Genomic DNA, 20,540 nt, shown 5'->3' with positions numbered 1-20,540 from the left:
TCCAGGTTATTACACCGAGGCCAATCGCGTCTTCTCTTAAGTTACCTGGAATCCAAACAGCGGAGGTTACCATGCAACAGTCACGCTACAACTTATTTACCGCCATCGCTCTTATTGTTGGCGTCGTTATCGGGTCTGGTATTTTTTTTAAAAGCGATAATATTCTCATTGCCACTGGTGGCAGTGTTGTTTTAGGTATTCTGGTCTTTGTTGTCGCCGCCATCAGCATTGTTTTTGGTTGTTTAACCATCGCTGAACTGGCTGCTCGAACAGATCATCCCGGTGGGGTCCTTACTTATGCCAAAGAATTTATCAGCCCCAGCATGGGTTCAGCCTATGGCTGGTTTCAGACCTTTATCTATTTACCCACCATCACGGCTATTCTGGCTTGGGTTTCCGGTATTTACTTTTGTATTCTCTTTAATGTGAATCAAACCCTGGAAATTCAAATATTAGCGGGCGTCGGGTGTTTTTTTGTGCTCTTTGCCACCAATATTTTTTCAGCTAAAATTGGCGGTTATTTTCAAAGTGCTGCGATGGTCATTAAACTGATCCCCCTGGTAATCATCGGTTTTGCCGGTCTGTTATTCGGTGGCACCGGAGAGCACTTTACCAGTACTGCGGTTTCGGAAATCGCTTCCACCGGCTGGATTGGAGCCATTGCACCGATTGCCTTTTCCTTTGACGGTTGGATTATTTCCACCTCAGTAGCCTATGAAATTAAAAACAGCAAGCGCAATCTACCCCTGGCACTAGTTATCAGTCCGTTGATTATTCTGGTTCTCTACATTGTTTACTTTGTGGGAATCTCTAATCTGGTGGGTCCAGCCGAAATTATGAATGTCGGAGATGCCCATCTTGATTTTGCAGCGACTATGATTTTTGGACCCAGCGGCGCAAAAATACTGATGCTATTTGTTTTTATCTCTGTCCTGGGAACCCTCAATGGCCTGGTGATGGCGATGATCCGGATGCCCTATGCTTTGGGACTCGATCAAATGATCCCCAAATCCAGAGCGATGACCACGATCTCACCACGATTTGATTTCCCGGTGAATTCAGCTGTTTTTGCCTTGATCATCGTGATTTTTTGGTTAGCTGTTCACTATTTTTCTCAAAAATATACCCTGTTCCCGAATTCTGACATTTCAGAAATCGCCATTGTGACCAGTTATCTGCTCTACCTCGGCCTTTATTACAAGGTTTTTATTTTATGGAAAAAGAAGGAAATAAAAAGCGTCTTCAGAGGACTGATTTGTCCAATCCTGGCTTCTATCGGTTCCTTGATTATTTTCTCTGGCGGAATCCAAAATCCCCTGTTTGGGCTTTATTTTGCTATTTGCGCCGTTGTTTTTGGGGCCGGTTATAGCTACTACCGTTATTATGTTATAAAAAAATAATTATTTTTTTATTTCAGGGTTAAACCGCATTGTTTGGGTATATAAGTTATATAGCTTTTCTCCTCAAAGCATATTATTAGAAGCGGAGCACCCTCACCGGGGTGTTCCGCTTCTCTTTTTGCTTGAATGCCTGTATTTTATTAGCTCGTGCTTAAAGTATTATACTTAAATCAAACATAAATGATATTTACTTCTTTATTGATGCTACGCAGCATCTCAATAAGTTTCTGGGTCACCCGCCATTTGGTGGTGAGTTCTTCTGGAAAATCGGGGTTTTGATGGGCGGGATTGATGGAGTTCCCAATAATCAGATCGATGGTGGTACATTCGTTCATCAGAATATTAGCCAGCATCGATGCACCATTTTTTTCCTGAAAGATTTCGCGACCACAGCGATTATTCATATAATCATCACAGATCCGCAGGGTTTCTTTCAGCGTCAGTACTCCCTCAGTTACCAGGTCAATCCCTTTGATAGTGGCAATCGGTGGTACCCGATCCGACATGGTGGAAAAATCGACTTTTACTTCTTCACCAAACTCCCGCGCCACAATATTGGCGGCCGTCCCGCCGCAGACGATTTTTTTGCCCCGACCCCGTTCCAGTAGCCGTTTAATCTCGGCGTCCTTTTCCTGATCCAACGGTGGACCTGAAAAAATGGTGACATATTTTCGTTCTTCCACCTTGATCACAGCCACTGTGGTATCGTCTCCCGGCTCCTCACCATACAGATTATAACAGGTATCCACCAGTGCCATGGAAATGTCCTTGGCTTTTTTGTTTTCATAGGATCGCGCCAGGATATAATCCGACGCTTCTTCCCATTGCCATCCAAAATTTAGTAAATTGCCAATCCCCGCATGGATCACGCCGTCACTGAAAAAGGCCATAATATCACCTTTTTCAATTTCCTTGGTGGTTTCATAAACAGACTTTCCCTGAAACTCAATTTCCTTCCGTTCCAGTTCGATGATTTCTCCATCGCGGATAAACACCAATGGGGGGTTATCAAATTCCAGAATATAAGCCATTCGATTTCTAAAAACCTGAACAATGGTAAAGGTCGAGTAGGCCATCCGACGAACACTGCATTTTGGCAGGGTGGCTTCCAGGGTTTCCAACACATCCATAATCCCCATTTTTTCTTCCAGCATGGTCGCCGCAATGGTGGAGGTCAGCGTTGCCAGAATGTTGGCTTTAACGCCGCTACCCATGCCATCAGCCAGCACCACAATGACGCTTTCATCATTAATTCGCACTTCCACATTATCGCCACAAAGCTCTTCATGAACCTTGTTGACACTATCGCTGGCAATATCCATAAATAAAGGCATTAACGTTCAACCTCCCGACTGGTTACAACTTTTTGAAGTTTGGTCAGCGTCACCTTGGTTTCCGCCGTGGTTTCGCCCAACAACCCGGCGATCTCGTGAGCAACCCGCATTTGCTTGTCAATCACCCGCTGAGCCATTTTAAGCGTTTCTTCCTGGATATTTAACATCTCCTGCTCCTGTTTTTCCTGCCTGGTGATATCAATAAAAATTCCCATATACAATTCCTGTTCTGGAATATAGGTCAGAATTTCCATAAAGATCCGGTTTTCTTTTTCGTAATGCCCTTTTCCGGTATAGGTATTGCCGCGGTTATTGTCCAGTTTTCGGAAGGGATTATAATCAAGCGCATCCACAAAATTGTAACGCATCACAGCTTCTTTTTTCATATTAAAGAGGCGTTCTGCGGCGGCATTAAACTCAATGATCCGGAATTTTTTATCCAGCACGGCAATGGCGTTGGGGGTGGTCGTAATGATCAAGTTTGAAATCGCTTCGGTTTTACTGGTAATCAGCGGCAGACACATATCCATTTCCGCCATATTCCAGTAAACCGCTCGGGCTTTATCCCGGCATGTTTCATAACCACAGGTGCCACAGTTGAGTTCATCCCGTTCTGTGAATTTAGACATCTGATTTAAAATCCTTTCAAGTTCTTCCTCGGGAACTTCGCCCAGATGATGAACCGGCCGTTTATGGAAGGACCGTCTACTATTGATTTCGGGAATCTCATTCGATGGTTCTTTGTTGCTGTTTAAATCGATATAGGTCTGGAGCATTTCCACCTTTTCATATTTAGACAAAGGGCTGTGAAGATTTCCGGGACCATTGACACACCCTTCTTCGCAGGCATTCATTTCAATCCAATACTTCTTCTCCAGCTGATGAATTTCATCCATGAACGCCATGCAATCCTTGACGCCGTCGATGCGAAGAATTTTCCGGCTGCCGTCGAGATTTTCGACACTGTTTTTAGCCAGTCCTCCAGTAATTGGATAGAGCCGTCCGGTATTGGTACCGATGGCGTTGAATTCCTCTATCGGCATCTTATTGGGGTCAATATGCTCCTCTTTAATCCAGGCATCGATTTCATCAAAGGTTAAGACCCCATCAATAATGCCACGGACATCCGTATCATGAACCTCCATTTTTTTTGCCAGGCAGGAACCAGCGTAAACGATCTTAGCCTCCGGGTATTTTTCTCTAAGAATCTTGCCATGGGCGATCATTGGCGAAACCTGATGGCTCAAGGCGGACAAATACTGAGGATAATAAATTTCAATGAGATTTTTTATTGCCGCACAGGAGGAAGAAATCACCAGCTTTTTATCACTGCAATATTCATCGGCGTAAGCTTTGGTGACTACCTCAGCACCGATGGAAGTTTCCTCAATGATTGTAAATCCCAGTTCCCTTAGAATTCCCAAATACTGTCTGGGATGGTTAAGGTAATAAGCAGTCGGAAATACTGCTGATAAACTGAGTACCACCTGCTCGGTTTTTAGCCATTTTTTGATGGTATCAACATCACTATGGATCTCTTTGGCATTATGAGGACATGTTGCAATACAGATCCCGCAGCCAATGCACATCGACTGAATAATCTGGGCGTGTTTATCCTTCAGTTTTATGGCTTTGACTGGACACTTCCGGATACACTTATAACAATTACGACATTTATCTTTTGAAAAATTAATGATACTCAATTATTTTTCCCCCATAATTTTCTCGAAAATTTCTTTCGCATTTTCAGTTGAAACGGCATAGATGATGTCATCACATTCCACGGCAACCCCCTCCGTACATTTCCCCATACAAAATGACCCTACCAGTTCAACCTCATCCCCTAATTCTCGCTCTTCAATAATTTGATTCAAGGCTTTAACAACCTTATAGGATCCGTTTACATGGCATGCACTGCCAACACATATTCTTATTGTCTTCATCACATTATCCTTCATAAAAAATATTCTACATTAGTCTGGTTGGTTCATGGTATCATCAGATTTTTTGTCTGTCAACGGCTGGGCAAAAATGTCATACTAAAAGATCTAAAAAAAAAGCAGTTCAAAATCAGGATAAAAAAACGTTCATTTTTGATGCAAACCCTCCTCAATTTTTTAACGATTATTGATACTTTTTACCCTTACTTTTAATTTATACTGGGTTTTACTCAAATATCAGCAGATTCATGGGTAAATCCGACTTCGACCTTGACGAAGCCAATAATCTTTGCTAAAATCGGTGTAATTGAATAACGTTTTCTTAATGAAAACAATACAATCCGAATTGATGCACCTACGGTTTGCTATGGTTTATCAATCGATAGAGTACGGTTAGAAATGATTGTGCTTTCCAGTGTGTAAAGGATGGTGGAATTCATGGAATTATCTGACTGTTTTTTTGAGCAGTCATTTTATTTTTTTGGATTGACCTCCCGTTATGTCATTAAAGAGACTTCTCTTTGATACTATTTTTTAGGAGGAAGAAAATGAAAAAGAAATTGTCAGTATTGGTTATTGTATTATTTGTCTGTACCCTTGCCCTGAGTGGCCTGGGCTGCACCCCGGCTAAAAAGGAATTAGAGCCTGGTTCTAACGGGGAGATCATTCTTGCCACCACCACCAGTACCCAGGATAGCGGTTTACTGGAAGTGATCCTACCGGATTTTGAAGCCCAAACTGGGATCGCCGTCAAGGTTGTTGCCGTGGGCACCGGGAAAGCCATGGAAATGGGAAAAGCTGGTGAAGCCGATGTCCTTCTGGTTCATGCACGTTCCCAGGAAGATCAGTTCATCGCCGATGGATACGGAGCCGAACGCTTTGATGTCATGTATAACGACTTTGTTGTGCTGGGACCAAAAGAAGACCCGGCCAAGGTAAAAGCAAACGCTGCTGCTGATGCTGCCAAGGCTTTTACTGCCATAGCTGCTGTGCCATCAACCTTTGTCTCCCGGGATGACAAATCCGGTACACATACCAAAGAGCTGGCCATCTGGAAGGCTGCCAATATCACCCCTGCAGGCGACTGGTATTTAAAAACCGGCACCGGCATGGGCGAAACACTAACTGTTACCAACGAAAAATTGGGCTATACTCTGGCTGACCGGGCAACCTACGCCAACATGAAAGATACCATCACCAACCTGGAAATTGTTTGCGAAGGCGATACAATTTTAAACAATCCTTACGGGGTTATTGCTGTATCACCATCAATCAATGACCAGATCAATGCCGACGGCGCGCAAGCCTTTGTTGATTGGATTATATCACCCGAAACCCAAAAACTGATCGGTTCATACGAAGTGAATGGGAATCCGCTGTTTATCCCCAACGCTGCACAAAAATAAAAAGTTAACTGAGGTCCTGGGAGAAGATCTTCTTCCAGGATCGCATTGTGGAGAAATCAATGGACTACATACTCAATGGTTTTGTTGAAGCCTTTCGGCTCATTTTTTCTTTTGATCCTGAAATCATTCAAATTGTTTTGTTATCGCTTTTTGTCTCTTTTTCTTCGACCCTTTATGGCACCCTGATCGGCGTTCCTCTTGGCATTCTTCTGGGCATCAAAAAATTCAGAGGCAAGACAGTGGTGTCCCGGTTTCTTTATACCTTCATGTCATTTCCGCCGGTTATCATTGGTTTGTTTACCGCCCTCTTTTTAGCTCGTTCTGGTCCTTTGGGTCAGTTTCAGCTGATGTATACTGCCACCGCAATGATCATTGCCCAGACTATTCTGGTTACCCCCGTTATTATGGGCATCATCTTTAACCATGCCAGCACCAGTGGCTATGAGGTAGTCCAAACGGGGAAAACGCTGGGTGCTCAGGGGTGGGATATTCTGATCCTGCTGATTCTGGAACTAAAAGGCGTCATTATGATCGCCCTGGTCAGTGGGTTTGGCCGGGCCATTTCTGAAGTCGGCGCAGTAATGATTGTGGGTGGAAATATCCGGGGGTTCACCCGCGTGATGACGACCTTTATCGCCATGAATAACAATATGGGTCAATACAGTGTCTCCATCGCTATGGGACTTATCCTGATGACCATCTCTTTTCTTACCAACTCGATTTTATACCATTTTATCATAGGGGATCAAAATGAATATTAAGACGCGTAATATTACAAAAACATATAAAGATAAAACGGTGCTCAATCTGAATGGTCAATCTCAAGATCTTTTTTTTGAGTCTGGAGAAATTCACGGCATTATCGGACCTAACGGATCTGGGAAAACCACGCTAATGAAAATAATGGCCGGTCTCGTTACCCCAACTACTGGGAATGTACTTTATAATGGCGTGCCCTTAGATCCGAATATTTTTTGTGAAATGACCTATTCCAATCATACCCCCACCCTTTTTTCACGCTCAGTTTATGAAAATATTGCCTATCCGTTAAAAATCCGCAAACGTGAAAAAGACGAAATTGATCAAACCGTATCACAGTTATTGAATGAGTTCGAAATTGAAGCGATTAAGAATCAGAGTGCCCGACATCTTTCCGGTGGGGAATCCCAGAAAACAGCACTAGCTCGCGCCTTATCTTTTTCACCCCAAGTTCTATTTTTAGATGAGCCCACGGCGAATATCGATCCCAAAAGCATCCAGATTATAGAAACTGCTTTAAAAACGAGAACTAAAGAGCAGGGACTTTCAATTATTATTATCACCCATAATCTCAGTCAGGCTTTCCGGATCTGTACCCACCTGACGTTTCTGGATCAAGGATCTTGTCTTTTTTCTGGCACACCGGAAAAAATCATGGCCTCTAACCATCCTACAATCGATGAGTTTATCTCACTTGATCGATTTTAAAACGCTATTATCTGAACTAAAATCACAGAAATTCAAATATTTTTGTGAGAACTATTTTTTATCAGACTTACCAGGAAATTTTGATTGCATAAACGGGGTTTTTATAGTTATAATATTTACTTAGTCCAGACTTTATATGGGGTCATTATATTGGGAGGAAAACCATGAGATATGTGCCAACATTTTGCCTGCGCGAAGGAATGATGTTAGGAAACAATCTTTGGGGTGAGCGGGGTGAGTTGATTCTTGCTAAAGATACTGTTCTCACCGAAGATTACATCGAACGAATAAAAAAATTAAATTATAATGGCATATATGTTGAAGATGATCTGACAAAGATATCCAAATCATTAATATTATCAACGATCGTGTCCGAGCCGAAACCGTTAAATGTATTAAGGATGTTTTCATTACTACCGAAAACAAAGGTGCCTTAAAAAAGAATACCTTTAATGACATGCAAAAACATATTGAAAGCATCGTTGACGAAATTCTTCAGAATAGCAGTATGGTGATTAACATGGTGGATCTGAAGGTTTTTGATGACTATACCTATTTCCATTCGGTGAATGTGGCTGTCCTTTCCATTTTATTGGGTTCAGCCCTGGGTCTGCGCCGGGAACAGCTGTGTGATCTGGGTATCGGTGCCATTCTCCACGATATTGGCAAAGTTTTTGTTAAAAAAGATATTCTTTGTAAAGAAGGGGAACTTTCAGAGGACGAGTCCTGTGAAATGCAAAACCACTCGACCCTCGGTTATGATTACATTAAAAAAGTTTCGACCATCAGTATGTCTGCCCGGATTGGCATTTTAGACCACCACGAAAAATTTGGCGGTGGTGGTTATCCCAACAACCTAAGTGAAGAGCAAATCTCCCTCTTTGGACGAATCATCGCCATTGCCGATGTTTATGACGCCATGACTTCCGACCGACCTTACCGCAAAGCCATTATCCCCTCAGAGGTGATTGAATATATCATGGGTTCATCCCATACCTTATTCGATCCGGATCTGGTCAACATCTTTATCCGAAAGATCGCTCCCTATCCCATTGGCACCTGTGTGGAACTGAGCAATCGGTTAACCGGTATCATCATTGAAAATTATGAAAGCTTCTCGATGCGCCCCAGGGTCCGCATTTTCAAAAGAGATGGTGAAGACATTGATCCTTTTGAGCTTAATCTGAGTGATCGGGCTTTCCTCAATATTACCATTACTAGCATCTTATAAATGACGCATTCGTTTTAAATTAACAAAAGCGTTTAAGATTTTGCTTTGAGTGTTGTTCCAGTTAATGGGACAGCACCTTTTTTAATTAAAAAAGTCGCTTTAAAACCCATTTATATTGCTATTTAACCCATTACATGTTAGAATAAATTTAATTGTCATAATGCATCAGCAAGCAACGAACCGCTTAATCAACCCTGGGGAAAGCCTGGGGATTTTTAATCAACCCTGGGGAAAGCCTGGGGATTTTTAATCAACCCTGGGGAAAGCCTGGGGATTTTTTTGCTTAAATTTATCGTTTCAATACAGAGCTATCAATGGAGGATTTATGAATTGAAAAAAAATACCGAAAAAATTATCCAGGTTAAAGACCTGGTCAAACATTATGGGGACAAAACGATCATTGATGAAATTAATTTTCACATTCGGGCCAATGAATTCCTGACCATTCTCGGCCCCAGCGGCTGCGGAAAAACCACCTTGCTACGAATGATCGGTGGGTTTGAAACCCCGGACGCCGGAGATATTCTTTTCGAAGGCAAATCGCTGGTCAATATTCCGGCCAATAAACGGCCCATTAACACCGTTTTTCAAAAGTATGCCCTGTTTCCCCATTTAAACGTCTATGATAACGTGGCCTTTGGGTTAAAAATTCAAAAAAAAGCCAAGGCTGAAATAGACACCCTGGTTCAGGAAATGTTGCGGATGGTCAATCTTAAAGGGCAGGAACAACGGGATGTCAATTCCTTAAGCGGCGGCGAGCAGCAGCGGGTCGCCATTGCCAGAGCCCTGGTTAATCACCCTCAGGTCCTGCTGCTTGACGAACCCCTGGGTGCTCTGGATCTCAAGCTTCGCAAAAACATGCAACTGGAACTAAAAAAACTCCAGAAAAAAACCGGCATCACCTTTATTTATGTCACCCACGACCAGGAAGAAGCGATGACAATGTCTGATACCATTATCATTATGAACCATGGCCGGATCCAACAGATCGGCTCACCGGTGGATATTTATAACGAACCCCGAAACGCCTTTGCCGCCGATTTTATTGGTGAAAGCAATATTCTGGAATCGATGATGTTAAAAGACTGTCTGGTCAAACTTCAGGATGTCGAAATTCCCTGCGTAGACAAAGGTTTTGAGAAAAACGAGTCGGTACTCACTGTGATCCGCCCTGAAGATATCGAAATTCTCCCACCCGGTACCGGTTTTCTGGACGGTGTCATCGAATCCGTGACCTTTCTGGGGATGCACTATGAAATCGTTATGAACTGCAAGGGCATTAGCTGGCTGATTCATACTACCCGTGAATTTTTTGCTGGCGACCAGATTGGTATCCAGGTTGATCCCAATAATATTCATATCATGAAGAAGGAACACGACCATGAAATCATTTAAGGAAACCATTGCCTATCCTTACGGTCTGTGGATGCTTATTTTTATCGCCGTTCCGCTGCTGGTGGTAATCTGGTTCAGCTTTTTATCCAACCCGGATTTTAAGGCTGGCATCTATACCTTTACGTTGGAGAATTATAAAGAGTTTATGGACCCGGTCTACCTGGAACTTTTATACCGTTCATTTTTATATGCGGTCATCGCCACCCTGATCTGTTTTTTTATCGCCTATCCTTTAGGGAACCTGATTGTATCGCTACCCGGCAATCGCCAGAATCTGATGATTGTACTGATGATCATCCCGATGTGGGTCAATTTCCTGCTGCGAACCTATGCCTGGATGGTGCTGCTCAGCGGCAGCGGATTAATCTCTCAATTTCTGGGTCTGTTAGGCTTTAGGGATGTTTCTCTGCTATATACCCAATCTGCTGTGATTCTGGGGATGGTCTATAACTTTTTCCCCTATATGCTGTTACCGATTTACACCGCCTTGAAAAAAATTGATCCGGATCTACTGCGGGCCGCCACCGATCTGGGGGCCAACCATTTCCAGATGTTTGTAAAAATCAAATTGCCACTCAGTCTTCCCGGCATCGTTTCCGGATCAATGATGGTCTTTATGCCCGCGGTAAGTACCTTTGTTATTTCCAATTTGTTGGGCGGTGGCAAATACATGCTCATCGGAAATCTCATTGAGCAGCAGTTTTTAACCCTGAACAACTGGAACTTCGGCTCAGCGCTTTCAATGGTATTGATGACCATTATCTTTCTCGTCTTAGGTGTTGCCCGTCTGATCACCGGAAAAGAACTTGATACCGGAGGTCAAATTCTATGAAAAAGATCCTTAAAAAACTGGCCTTTGCCTTAATTTTGTTGTTTTTATACGCACCTATTTTAGTGTTGATTGTTTATTCATTTAATGATTCTAAGATTATGGGGCCCTGGGCAGGTTTTACGCTCAAATGGTATGTCATGCTTTTTCAGGATCGCTATATCCTTCAAGCTTTGTACTATACCCTCATTATTGCCGTGATCGCCACCACTGTTTCCACTCTTGTGGGCACCATTTCGGCGGTGGGTATTTACCAGATGCGATCCAAACTAAAAAGACCCTATCTGTTGTTAAATAATATCCCCGTTCTGGTACCGGATATCGTGATGGGGATTACCCTGATGTCGCTATTTATTTTTGCGGGAATGAAAATGGGACTAACCACTATTATTATTGCCCACATCACCTTTTGTATCCCCTATGTAATTCTGGCGGTACTACCCCGGTTTAACCGGTTGCCGGAGAACATTTTTGAAGCTGCGCTGGATCTGGGTGCAACCCCTCGCCAGGCCTTCTGGAAGGTGCTGTTCCCGGAGATTCTTCCCGGTGTTACTTCTGGTGCCCTGATTGCCTTTACCCTATCAATTGACGATTTCGTGATCAGTTTTTTTACCGCCGGCAATGGGGTCAGCAATCTATCGATCACCATCTATTCGATGGCCAAGGCCGGTATCAACCCCAAAATCAATGCCTTGTCAACAATTATGTTTGGGTGTATCATGATCTTACTAATACTGATCAATATCCGTAGTGAAAAAGGGATTAAAAATATCCAATAAAAAGGAGAATGGAATGAAAAAGTTCGTGTTAATTTTATCCTTGTTGTGTCTGCCTTTTCTGGCCAGCGGTTGCGGCTCCGATAATCGGGCTGAGCTTACTGTTTATAACTGGGGCGACTATATGGACCCGGAGGTCATCGCCCAGTTTGAAGACGACTATAATTGTCGGGTCAATTACGAAACCTTTACCTCCAATGAGGACATGTACGTCAAGGTCAAGAATTCATCCGATACCTATGACGTACTGGTACCCTCTGATTATATGATTGAGCGGCTGATTCGCGAAGAGATGCTTAGGCCCATCACCAAAGACAATATCCCCAATCTGGCTAACATCGATGCCGCGGCCCAGGATCTGGCCTTTGATCCCGGCAATCAATACTCGGTCCCCTATTTCTACGGGGTTTTAGGAATTGTCTATAACACCGCTCAGGTCACCGATCCGGTGGATAGTTGGGATATTCTCTGGAATGATAAATATGCTTCCAAAATCTTAATGTATGACAGCATTCGCGACAGCATGGGCGCCTCACTAAAACGGCTCGGTTTCTCCATGAATGAAACCAATGAGGCTAACATCAATGCCGCCCGGGATGCTCTGATTACCCAGAAACCGCTGGTTATGGCCTATGTTACCGATAATGTCAAAAGCCTGATGGCCAGCGGTGATGCTGCTATAGCCGTGGTCTATTCCGGCGATGCGGCCATTATCATGAGTGAAACCAACAACCTTGATTTTGCGGTTCCCAAGGAAGGTTCCAATGCCTTTTATGATAATTTTGTGATCCCCAAAAATGCCAAGAATCCGGAACTGGCCGAACAATTCATCAATTTCATGCTAACCCCGGAAGTTGCCGCTAAAAATATTGAATACGTCGGTTACTCCTCTCCGAATACGCCAGCTCTGGCGCTGCTTGATTCAAGCTGGTCGAACAATGCCGGTTTTAACATCAGCCCCGAAGATCTGGCTCGCAGTGAGATCTTTATGGATCTGCCTAGTGATATCATGGAAATCTATAACCGGGCCTGGACCGAGATTAGTGTCTCCAAATAACAAAACAACCCAGCTGGAAATAACTCTGGCTGGGTTGTTTTAGTTGCGCGACCAATTGTTCCGACTCTTATGGCATCAACTCATTCTAGTCTTCCAGAAGTCCGATCCATTTGGGGATCGGAATAGCGCCGCCAATCACTGCACCAATAGTCATCGGAATGATGCCGTTAATCGGAAAGCACATCAACAGCAATAAAATCACTGCCAGGGGTTTTCGCATAACCGTAGCTGTTAATGCCGCTGTTACTATTGCCACACAAAAGATGGGATCAATGGGAAGCATTAAGGCACAGGCATAACCAATGGCGATCCCCGAAAAAATGGTGGGGAAAATATTTCCACCCCGCCAGCCCATTTGGTGGCAAATATTGCCCATTAGAAGTTTGACAATCCCAGTTAAGAGCAGCACTGCAAAACCCAAGCCCTGCCAGGAATTCATCACCTCAACCATTTCGTGTTCACCGGAAAACATCGTGTAGGGCAGAAAAATTCCGACGCCGCCAAGAATCACACCGCCAAGAATGCTCCGAATCAGAATTTTTTGCGCCAATGGTTTAATCGCGACTTTGGTCATTTTTTGAAATAGATAATAAAGCATTCCCGCTGCTACCCCAACCAGTGCCAGAGGAATCGCTGCTGCCCATTCTACTGCCGTCATTTTTTGGATGGCTGGGAAGTGTCCCAAACCCAGCCGTCCGCCAAAAAGATTCTGGAGGATGGTTAATGCCCCATAACCGCTGAGAATGCCAACGAAATACATCATTATTTTTAGATTTTTAGGAATCACTGCTGGTTTTTCTTCATCTTCTATTTGCTCTACAAAGGCAAAAAGCGGTGCCCCAAAGATAACGCCGATGGTGGCAGCCATACCAATCTGCGGTAGCTCATCCGTTTCTGAAAGGATAAATTTAAAGCGGTCGGAAAACCAGAAACATAACCCCACAATCACGCCGGTTAAACCGGCTTCCGGGCCCAGACTCCCCCCAAATATCAGTGGTAACAGGGCTGAGATACCAATGATGTGTAGGTTATTATAAGGGATCTTATTCCCTTTTTTAACCGTTTTTAAAATTTCCGCCATTTCCCGGGGATAGGGACCAAACCGTTGCTCCCAAAGCCCGATGAGTAAACCGCCAATGGCACAGACCACCACCGGATACAAAGTGAGATTGACCGCATTTTTAAGATCCTGCCATAAAAAATTGATGCCCAGGTTCATCATAAACAGCAGCCCCCAGGTAATCCCACCAATTGTGCCACCCAGTATCGCCACAAATAAAGTCATTACGGCAGTTTCTTTAAATTTAAGCCCCACGGTATCCTCCTGTCAATTCGTCTTACGCTTGTCCATTGATGAATTGCACTCTGTTTTTTCCAAATTCTTTGGCTTTGTACATGGCGATATCAGAATAGTTCAACAGCTCCGTGGCCGTGACCCCATCCCGGGGATATCTTGCAATGCCAAAGCTAGCACTAATATTTAAGTTCATATTTTCGACCACAAAGGTCTCTAACAGAGCCATTCGGATTTTTTCAACATACTCAAATATTTCCGTTTCACTGAGATCGCGCTGGATAATCAAAGTAAACTCGTCGCCCCCTAAACGCCCGAGCATATCCTGCTGTAAAACGATTTCTTTATTCTGTCGGCAATCGATTTCAGCAATAAGTCGCCGATATGATGCCCTTTATAATCATTGATCTTTTTAAAACTATCCAGATCAATAAATACCACCGCAAAAGGCGCTTGTTTCTCCTGGGACTGTTCTACCAGATAATCAAGCTTGTTGACAAGCATTTCACGGTTTGGGAGTCCGGTTAAAACATCGGTATATGCCAGATAATTAAGCCTAACTTCACGCTGTTTCATTTTTCTGTTTAGTTCTCTAAGCTTTTGGTTCTGCTCTAAAACTTCTTTTTCCGAATTTGCCAGTTCATCGTAGAGAACACTCAGTTCTTTTTTTTGTGCAGCAACTTCTGCCAAATTACTATCAACCCGCTTGCCATAAAATGAAATAATACTGATGATAATGATCGTGCTAAGCGGCACCATAATTCCTGGTATTGCCTTTAAATTGCCGGCCCCCAAGACGATAATGATCCCCACAAACGCGGAAGTCAGAAGATTAATGGCCACCCCAATCCGATAGCCCTTTTCTTTTGCTATCACCACCAGGCAAACCGAAATCATCACCTGAAGCTGAGCCACAACACCGGCAATATTACTAAAGGATGAAAACCGTACTTGCAGAAAAATGACCGTAAAATACAAAAGCAAACAAATACCGATTTTGATTCGTGAAAACTGCTTACTTTCATCAAGGGTTCTTTTCTTCTCAATATGATGATCTGTGAAATCTGCAACATTTCTAATTTTTTCCATGAACTCCCTCCTGGTACTGATTTCTAAAGCTCTACACACTTTTCTCTGATACTTTATATAATCATCGACCGGTTTTCTTACGCCCGAGTAGAATCTGGTCTAAATCCTATTCCAAATTGATCGGTCTAGCCTTCTTTTTTGTCTTGGGATACTTTTTAGCTGTCAAATTTTACGATCATCCCTTTTCTTTCTTCTTGATCCAGAATCATCGGGTCGCCGATAGCCCAGGCTTTTACATCGTTCGCATCGTCTTTGCCGATTATAAAAACACACTTTATTTTTCACTATTCAATTTTTGTAAGTTTTATTTTCTCTCATTTTAACACAGATAGACACCCTAAACAATGCGTGGCATTCACTGTGACAGTTTTTTTGCTACTTTATATTTTTCAGGTATTTAAAATTAATTTTTTCAATTAAAAAAACTTTGCAGTGGCTGCGTGAGTCCGTCTGCAAAGTTTTCTTTTGATTTACTTTTGGTGTTCTAGTCGCTTTATGCTTAGCAGCTACCGTTAAGCATCACGTGACTAATACTTGTCATCGTCATCAAGAATAATGTTGGGCTCAAAGGACGTCTCTTTATCTATTCTTACTACTTTCTTTGCCCCAAGTTGATTTTGAGTTTTTGGCGATTGCCCAAACGTTTTTAAGTCGAAGGCACCAACCATTTGTTTTAGCATTTCGGCCTGACCGGACAATTCTTCACTGGCGGCGGCACTCTCTTCCGCTGTAGCCGAATTTGTTTGTACCACCTGGGAGACCTGTTCAATACCCTGGGTGATCTGGGCTATTTCAGAAGCCTGATCGTTAGATGCCTGGGCAATATTACCGACAATATCGGATACTTTCTCGATCTCATTGAGTATTTCTTTTAGACTTTCTGCCGTTTCATCAGCAATGCCGGTTCCCACTTCCACCTTGTCGATCGAACCTTCAATCAGCCCGGTGGTTTCTTTTGCTGCTTCAGCACTTCTGGCTGCCAGCGTTCGAACTTCTTCCGCTACGACAGCAAAACCTTTTCCATGCTGGCCGGCCCGAGCCGCTTCTACCGCAGCATTTAAAGCCAGAATATTGGTTTGGAAGGCAATGTCATCAATCACTTTGATGATCTTAGAAATACTGTTGGATGATTCGCTGATATCATCCATGGCTGTTACCATTTTTTCCATCTGACCATTTCCAACTTCGGCGTTTTTTCGTACTCTGACAGCTAATTCATTCGCCTGATTGGCATTCAAAGCATTTTTCTTCGTCTCATCTGCCACTTCTTCAATCGATGCCGTTAATTCTTGAATCGCACTTGCCTGCTCAGTGGTCCCCTGTGATAGATTCTGTCCACCATCTGAAATCTGTCTGGCACCCATTTCCACCTGACTGGCGGCATCATTGATTTCTTTCATGGTTTGGCTAAGTTTATCATTGATTGTGTTGAGTGATGTTTTAATTGGAAGAAAATCACCAAGATACTCACTTGTAATTTCCTGGTTTAAACGACCTTGTCCCATCGCTTCAAGGGTTGATGAAATTTCATCGACATATTGTTTCAAAAACTCAATCGTCTGATTTAAGGCCTTCTTAATTTGAGCATGATCGCCCTTATAGTTACCTTCCATGCCAATCTGCAGATTTCCCGTTGATAATAAGTTTAGCGTGGCGGCTGCTTCTTCTACCGGCTGTATAATCGTATCCAAAGTCTGATTAAATCCATCGATGACCTTTGCGAATTCTCCCTGGAATTTAAATGCGTCACCGCGATTTTTTAGATCCCCTTCAACTGCGATACTGGCCATATTTTCTGTTTCCTGAACCAGGCTTAGAATATTTTCAATCATAGCAATCAGACTTGGGTTAAGGGTATCATTTTCACTTCGTTTGCCAATCTGTTTCAAGGTATCCAGATCATCCATCTCACCAGCGGCGATATGAGTCGCAACATTGACCACCCGAATCAAGCGCTCATGAACAGCATTGATGGCTTTTGCAATATCCGAGTAAATTCCCAGATATTGTCCCGTCATTTCTTCGGAATAATCATTGACGCTCATCTTTTCAAGAATGCGTTTCCCTTCCGTTAATCCACCTAAACCATCAATACAGATATTTAAATTACTTTTGATAATGTTAAAATCACCATTGTAGGAATCTGTGATTTTTTCGGGGATAATACCTCGACTGATCTGTTCGACATAGTCGGCGGCCAGATTCAGTGGACCAACCACCGCATCCAGAGTGGCATTGACGCCTTCAACAATCTGCTTATAACCACCGGTAAATCGATCTGCGTCCCCTCTCGTGCTCAATCTTCCTTCTATTGCGGCAACAGAAAGCCTATTTGCTTCGTCGATTAAGGCACGTATAGTTTCGATGATCCGTTTAAGTGCTGGTGCCAATTCATCCTGATCATCCCTTAGCATAATATCAGCGCTGACATCGCCAGCAGACACATTGTTTAAAGTTCCTACAATCACCGTCTGGATGCTCTCTGAGAAGGTATCCATGGCATCCGCCATTTCCCCGATTTCATCGTTTCGATTCATTTTAAGACGTATCGCAAAATGTCCCAGGTTCATCTCTTTTAGATTCTCTGAAACCTTTTGAATCGGTTTTCCAATAATCCTACTTAAGAAGATCCCCAAAGTAATGGCAAAGATCATCCCCAAGATTGTGATCACCGCCATAAGGGTAACTGAGGCATTAGTGGCACCAGTGTTTTCGCTGATCTGGGCCTCTCCAGACTCAGCTTTCATTTTGATAAGATCCCCCATATCCGAAGTAGCTGTTTCAAAAGATACTGTCAGTGCCCCAGCTTCATCTAGCATAGCCAACGCTTCTTCGTCCTTATTTTCCAAAGCTAGACTTGCTACATTGTCAATTTGTTTTTCAATTTCAGCGATGCTTGTTTTAAGCTGATCAAACTCTAATCTCACTTCGTCTTTTACAATTGTCGCTTCAAATTCGTCCAAAGCATTACTGATAATTTCTTTATTTGCGACAATATCTTCAGCATCTTTTTTAATCTCATTTGTATCCTATTCTAGAATCATATCAACTAATTCATACTTCATTTTTTCTATACTTGAAAGCAAATTTCCCGTGCTCATATGAGCAGTTGTGACATTGTTGTAAGTCTCAATATATGTTACATTGACCTTAAGTAGATTAACAACCCCAATCAATCCTACAATACCCGCTACAAAAGATACAAGTAGAAAACTGGTGACAAGTTTCCTGGTGATCTTCATATCATAAATCCATTTCATATAACTTTGCTCCTTTTGTTGAAATAATTAAGATAGTAATTTTGTAAAAAAGTCCTTGTGAAATTATTTTTAACTATCACTAATCTTCTTATTGTTAGATTAAATTGTCGCTCCTTTCAGACTTCAATAGTTTTTTAGCAACTTTTTCTGCCAAATAGTCATGTCTTTTATCATAAAATAAAAGATGCTTTTTTCGTACCAATTTGTATTATACAATGTTTGCTCGCAAAAAACTATCGTTATTTAGTGAGAATTAATATTTATTAGAACTGTTACACTGCGATTTTAAAACTGCCTGCCGCCACTTTAATAAAGATACTAATTGAAATACAAAAAAATCACCGCAATATGCTAAATCACGGTGATTTTTGTTCATACTATGCTACTATTCGTAATAAATTTCATCAATCGCACAGCCCGCCGGGACGATCGGGTAAACCCCTTCTTCGTTGGAAATCTTGACATGGACAAGCAGTGGCCCGGGTTGATCTTTGATCGCCTCTAGGGTTTCTTCCAGCTCAGCCATATTAGTTACCTTGTAGCCGGGGATTCCGCTAGCCGCCGCCAGCATGATGTAATCAGTGCATTGAACAATATCAGTTTGGGCATAACGTTTATCACTGAAGAGCTTCTGCCATTGTCGTACCATCCCCAATGACTCATTGTCAAACAGGAAGATTTTTAAGGGGATCTGGTACTTGCTGACAGTAATCAGTTCCTGACAGTTCATTCGAAAACTGCCGTCTCCGGCAATTAGCAACACATCCGCATCGGGATTGGCCAGTTTGACGCCGATCGAAGCCCCCAGACCATAACCCATGGTCCCTAAGCCGCCGGAGGTTATAAATTGCGCCGGACGCAAGACATTCCAGTACTGTCCCACCCACATCTGATGCTGCCCGACCTCGGTCACCACAAAGGATTCCGGATAAGCAGCGTTGATGGTATTAAGAATATTTTTGGGATGATAATCACCTTTCTCAGTACAGGGGATGATCCAGTTTTCAATTTTTTCATACCATTCCGGATAGGATTTTTCTTCAATGTCTTTAGTCAATAAGGGCAATACATCTTTAATATTTCCCTGAATCTGAATTTCAGCCGGAATATTTTTAGCAAATTCAGTGGGATCAACATCAATGTGGATAATCGTTTTATTGCGGACAAAGGCATCGCAATTGCCAGTGACGCGATCACTAAACCGGGCACCGATGGCAATGAGCAGATCGGAGTTGATGACTGCCAGATTCGTTTCCTGGAAGCCATGCATACCCACTAATCCCAGCGAAAGTTCATGATCTCGGGGAATGCCGCCTAATCCCATTAAGGAGTTGGCCACCGGAATTCCGGCTTTTTCGGCAAAGGCCAATAGTTCTTCATGCGCCTTGGATTTAATCACTCCGCCACCAGCATAAATGACTGGGCGTTTGGCCGCATTAATGGCGGTAACCGCTTCTAATATCTTTGCTTCTTTAATATCCGGATAGATCTGACGCAGCTTTGGAATAAACATTTTATGGTATCCGGTTTTGGTCAGAAAGATGTCTTTGGGAATATCGATTACAACTGGACCGGGTCGTCCGGACTGAGCGATAACAAAGGCCTCCCGGATGGTATCGGCCAGGTCTTCTACATGGGTAACCAGATAATTGTGCTTGGTAATCTGCATAGTCACGCTACTGATATCAATTTCCTGGAAGGAATCCTTGCCCAGCAAAGGTGAAGCAACCTGTCCGGTAATCACAACCAGCGGCACGGAATCCAGATAGGCATTGGCAATCCCAGTGATGGCATTGGTTGCACCCGGTCCGGAAGTCGTAATCGCGACTCCTACCGTATCACTGGTTCTGGCATAGCCGTCAGCAGCATGGACACCATTTTGTTCGTGACAGGGGCCAATTTGGGTAATCTCGTGATCAAGCCGATAAAAGGCATCGAATAATGGAATCACAACGCCACCGGGGAATGAAAAAACATGTTTGATCCCCTGTTCTTCCAGACATCGGACGGTGATCTCCGATCCTAATAATAATTCTTTGTTATTCAAATTTTCACTTCCTTT

The 20,540-nt window shown here is 43.0% G+C and carries 16 protein-coding genes, 2 pseudogenes and 1 riboswitch; of the genes and pseudogenes, 10 read left to right on the top strand and 8 right to left on the bottom strand.

Annotated features, from left to right (window positions below; genetic code table 11):
• Nucleotides 1-71: 71 nt before the first annotated feature.
• Nucleotides 72-1,400: an APC family permease gene (locus DOZ58_RS17515; RefSeq protein ID WP_111889478.1), complete on the top strand. Its 1,329-nt coding sequence runs from the start codon at nucleotides 72-74 to the stop codon at nucleotides 1,398-1,400.
• A 170-nt stretch (nucleotides 1,401-1,570) separates the two neighbouring features.
• Here DOZ58_RS17515 and DOZ58_RS17510 read toward each other — a convergent pair whose 3' ends face one another.
• From DOZ58_RS17510 to DOZ58_RS17500, 3 genes are read right to left on the bottom strand one after another with little or no spacing between them, the layout of a single operon-like run.
• Nucleotides 1,571-2,734 carry a SpoIIE family protein phosphatase gene (locus DOZ58_RS17510; protein ID WP_111889477.1) on the bottom strand — a complete coding sequence of 388 codons (1,164 nt, stop codon included), beginning with the start codon at nucleotides 2,732-2,734 and terminating at the stop codon, nucleotides 1,571-1,573.
• Nucleotides 2,734-4,437 (bottom strand): [Fe-Fe] hydrogenase large subunit C-terminal domain-containing protein, encoded by a 1,704-nt coding sequence (locus tag DOZ58_RS17505; protein WP_111889476.1) that lies wholly within the window; start codon nucleotides 4,435-4,437, stop codon nucleotides 2,734-2,736. Before DOZ58_RS17505 ends, DOZ58_RS17510 begins: the two co-directional genes overlap by 1 nt.
• Nucleotides 4,438-4,677 carry a (2Fe-2S) ferredoxin domain-containing protein gene (locus DOZ58_RS17500; protein ID WP_242988537.1) on the bottom strand — a complete coding sequence of 80 codons (240 nt, stop codon included), beginning with the start codon at nucleotides 4,675-4,677 and terminating at the stop codon, nucleotides 4,438-4,440.
• A 324-nt stretch (nucleotides 4,678-5,001) separates the two neighbouring features.
• A riboswitch (molybdenum cofactor riboswitch) is annotated at nucleotides 5,002-5,118 on the top strand.
• Between the two features lie 104 nt (nucleotides 5,119-5,222).
• Here DOZ58_RS17500 and DOZ58_RS17495 point away from each other — a divergent pair.
• The 9 genes from DOZ58_RS17495 (at nucleotide 5,223) to DOZ58_RS17455 (ending at nucleotide 12,835) form a co-directional block, all read left to right on the top strand.
• On the top strand, nucleotides 5,223-6,080 hold the full coding sequence (locus DOZ58_RS17495) for a substrate-binding domain-containing protein (RefSeq protein WP_111889474.1): 858 nt from the start codon (nucleotides 5,223-5,225) through the stop codon (nucleotides 6,078-6,080).
• Nucleotides 6,081-6,139: 59 nt separating this feature from the next.
• Nucleotides 6,140-6,841, top strand: coding sequence for an ABC transporter permease (locus DOZ58_RS17490; RefSeq protein WP_111889473.1), 702 nt, complete (start codon nucleotides 6,140-6,142; stop codon nucleotides 6,839-6,841).
• Nucleotides 6,831-7,547, top strand: coding sequence for an ABC transporter ATP-binding protein (locus tag DOZ58_RS17485; RefSeq protein WP_111889472.1), 717 nt, complete (start codon nucleotides 6,831-6,833; stop codon nucleotides 7,545-7,547). Before DOZ58_RS17490 ends, DOZ58_RS17485 begins: the two co-directional genes overlap by 11 nt.
• Nucleotides 7,548-7,711: 164 nt before the next feature.
• Entirely contained in the window at nucleotides 7,712-7,984 is a 273-nt protein-coding gene (locus tag DOZ58_RS17480; protein ID WP_111889471.1) for a hypothetical protein, read from the top strand.
• Between the two features lie 20 nt (nucleotides 7,985-8,004).
• Nucleotides 8,005-8,778, top strand: coding sequence for an HD-GYP domain-containing protein (locus DOZ58_RS17475; protein WP_111889470.1), 774 nt, complete (start codon nucleotides 8,005-8,007; stop codon nucleotides 8,776-8,778).
• 330 nt (nucleotides 8,779-9,108) lie between these two features.
• Nucleotides 9,109-10,173, top strand: a complete 1,065-nt coding sequence (locus DOZ58_RS17470) for an ABC transporter ATP-binding protein (protein WP_111889469.1) — start codon at nucleotides 9,109-9,111, stop codon at nucleotides 10,171-10,173.
• On the top strand, nucleotides 10,160-11,005 hold the full coding sequence (locus tag DOZ58_RS17465) for an ABC transporter permease (RefSeq protein WP_111889468.1): 846 nt from the start codon (nucleotides 10,160-10,162) through the stop codon (nucleotides 11,003-11,005). The genes DOZ58_RS17470 and DOZ58_RS17465 overlap by 14 nt, the downstream gene beginning before the upstream one ends.
• Nucleotides 11,002-11,781 carry an ABC transporter permease gene (locus DOZ58_RS17460; RefSeq protein WP_111889467.1) on the top strand — a complete coding sequence of 260 codons (780 nt, stop codon included), beginning with the start codon at nucleotides 11,002-11,004 and terminating at the stop codon, nucleotides 11,779-11,781. The genes DOZ58_RS17465 and DOZ58_RS17460 overlap by 4 nt, the downstream gene beginning before the upstream one ends.
• 13 nt (nucleotides 11,782-11,794) lie before the next feature.
• Nucleotides 11,795-12,835, top strand: a complete 1,041-nt coding sequence (locus DOZ58_RS17455; RefSeq protein WP_111889466.1) for a PotD/PotF family extracellular solute-binding protein — start codon at nucleotides 11,795-11,797, stop codon at nucleotides 12,833-12,835.
• An 85-nt stretch (nucleotides 12,836-12,920) separates the two neighbouring features.
• On the opposite strand, the gene DOZ58_RS17450 is transcribed toward DOZ58_RS17455, so the two are convergent.
• The 5 genes and pseudogenes from DOZ58_RS17450 to ilvB all read right to left on the bottom strand — a co-directional run bounded on the left by DOZ58_RS17450 (nucleotide 12,921) and on the right by ilvB (nucleotide 20,525).
• Nucleotides 12,921-14,150: a chloride channel protein gene (locus DOZ58_RS17450; RefSeq protein ID WP_242988536.1), complete on the bottom strand. Its 1,230-nt coding sequence runs from the start codon at nucleotides 14,148-14,150 to the stop codon at nucleotides 12,921-12,923.
• 22 nt (nucleotides 14,151-14,172) lie between these two features.
• Nucleotides 14,173-14,633: pseudogene (locus DOZ58_RS19035) on the bottom strand (diguanylate cyclase domain-containing protein).
• A 1,112-nt stretch (nucleotides 14,634-15,745) separates the two neighbouring features.
• The gene (locus DOZ58_RS17435) at nucleotides 15,746-17,236 is read right to left on the bottom strand and encodes a methyl-accepting chemotaxis protein (RefSeq protein WP_371414216.1); all 1,491 of its coding nucleotides are present in this window, start codon (nucleotides 17,234-17,236) and stop codon (nucleotides 15,746-15,748) included.
• A 78-nt stretch (nucleotides 17,237-17,314) separates the two neighbouring features.
• Nucleotides 17,315-18,460 (bottom strand): annotated as a pseudogene (locus DOZ58_RS19340) (MCP four helix bundle domain-containing protein); the annotation flags it as partial.
• A gap of 403 nt (nucleotides 18,461-18,863) precedes the next feature.
• Nucleotides 18,864-20,525 carry a biosynthetic-type acetolactate synthase large subunit gene (gene ilvB / locus DOZ58_RS17425; protein WP_111889461.1) on the bottom strand — a complete coding sequence of 554 codons (1,662 nt, stop codon included), beginning with the start codon at nucleotides 20,523-20,525 and terminating at the stop codon, nucleotides 18,864-18,866.
• Nucleotides 20,526-20,540: the final 15 nt, after the last annotated feature.

Origin of the sequence: Acetobacterium sp. KB-1 (genome assembly GCF_003260995.1) — a bacterium.
GTDB classification, from domain to species: domain Bacteria; phylum Bacillota; class Clostridia; order Eubacteriales; family Eubacteriaceae; genus Acetobacterium; species Acetobacterium carbinolicum.
The sequence above is the reverse complement of the archived record's forward strand: the minus strand, read 5'-3'. Positions and strand labels throughout refer to the sequence as shown.

Excerpts from the sequence above, each read along its gene's own strand:
- DOZ58_RS17515 (WP_111889478.1), top strand. The coding sequence starts at position 72 with ATGCAACAGTCACGCTACAACTTATTTACCGCCATCGCTCTTATTGTT.
- DOZ58_RS17510 (WP_111889477.1), bottom strand. The coding sequence starts at position 2,734 with ATGCCTTTATTTATGGATATTGCCAGCGATAGTGTCAACAAGGTTCAT.
- DOZ58_RS17500 (WP_242988537.1), bottom strand. The coding sequence starts at position 4,677 with ATGAAGACAATAAGAATATGTGTTGGCAGTGCATGCCATGTAAACGGA.
- DOZ58_RS17495 (WP_111889474.1), top strand. The coding sequence starts at position 5,223 with ATGAAAAAGAAATTGTCAGTATTGGTTATTGTATTATTTGTCTGTACC.
- DOZ58_RS17490 (WP_111889473.1), top strand. The coding sequence starts at position 6,140 with ATGGACTACATACTCAATGGTTTTGTTGAAGCCTTTCGGCTCATTTTT.
- DOZ58_RS17485 (WP_111889472.1), top strand. The coding sequence starts at position 6,831 with ATGAATATTAAGACGCGTAATATTACAAAAACATATAAAGATAAAACG.
- DOZ58_RS17480 (WP_111889471.1), top strand. The coding sequence starts at position 7,712 with ATGAGATATGTGCCAACATTTTGCCTGCGCGAAGGAATGATGTTAGGA.
- DOZ58_RS17475 (WP_111889470.1), top strand. The coding sequence starts at position 8,005 with ATGCAAAAACATATTGAAAGCATCGTTGACGAAATTCTTCAGAATAGC.
- DOZ58_RS17465 (WP_111889468.1), top strand. The coding sequence starts at position 10,160 with ATGAAATCATTTAAGGAAACCATTGCCTATCCTTACGGTCTGTGGATG.
- DOZ58_RS17460 (WP_111889467.1), top strand. The coding sequence starts at position 11,002 with ATGAAAAAGATCCTTAAAAAACTGGCCTTTGCCTTAATTTTGTTGTTT.
- DOZ58_RS17455 (WP_111889466.1), top strand. The coding sequence starts at position 11,795 with ATGAAAAAGTTCGTGTTAATTTTATCCTTGTTGTGTCTGCCTTTTCTG.
- DOZ58_RS17435 (WP_371414216.1), bottom strand. The coding sequence starts at position 17,236 with ATGACGGGACAATATCTGGGAATTTACTCGGATATTGCAAAAGCCATC.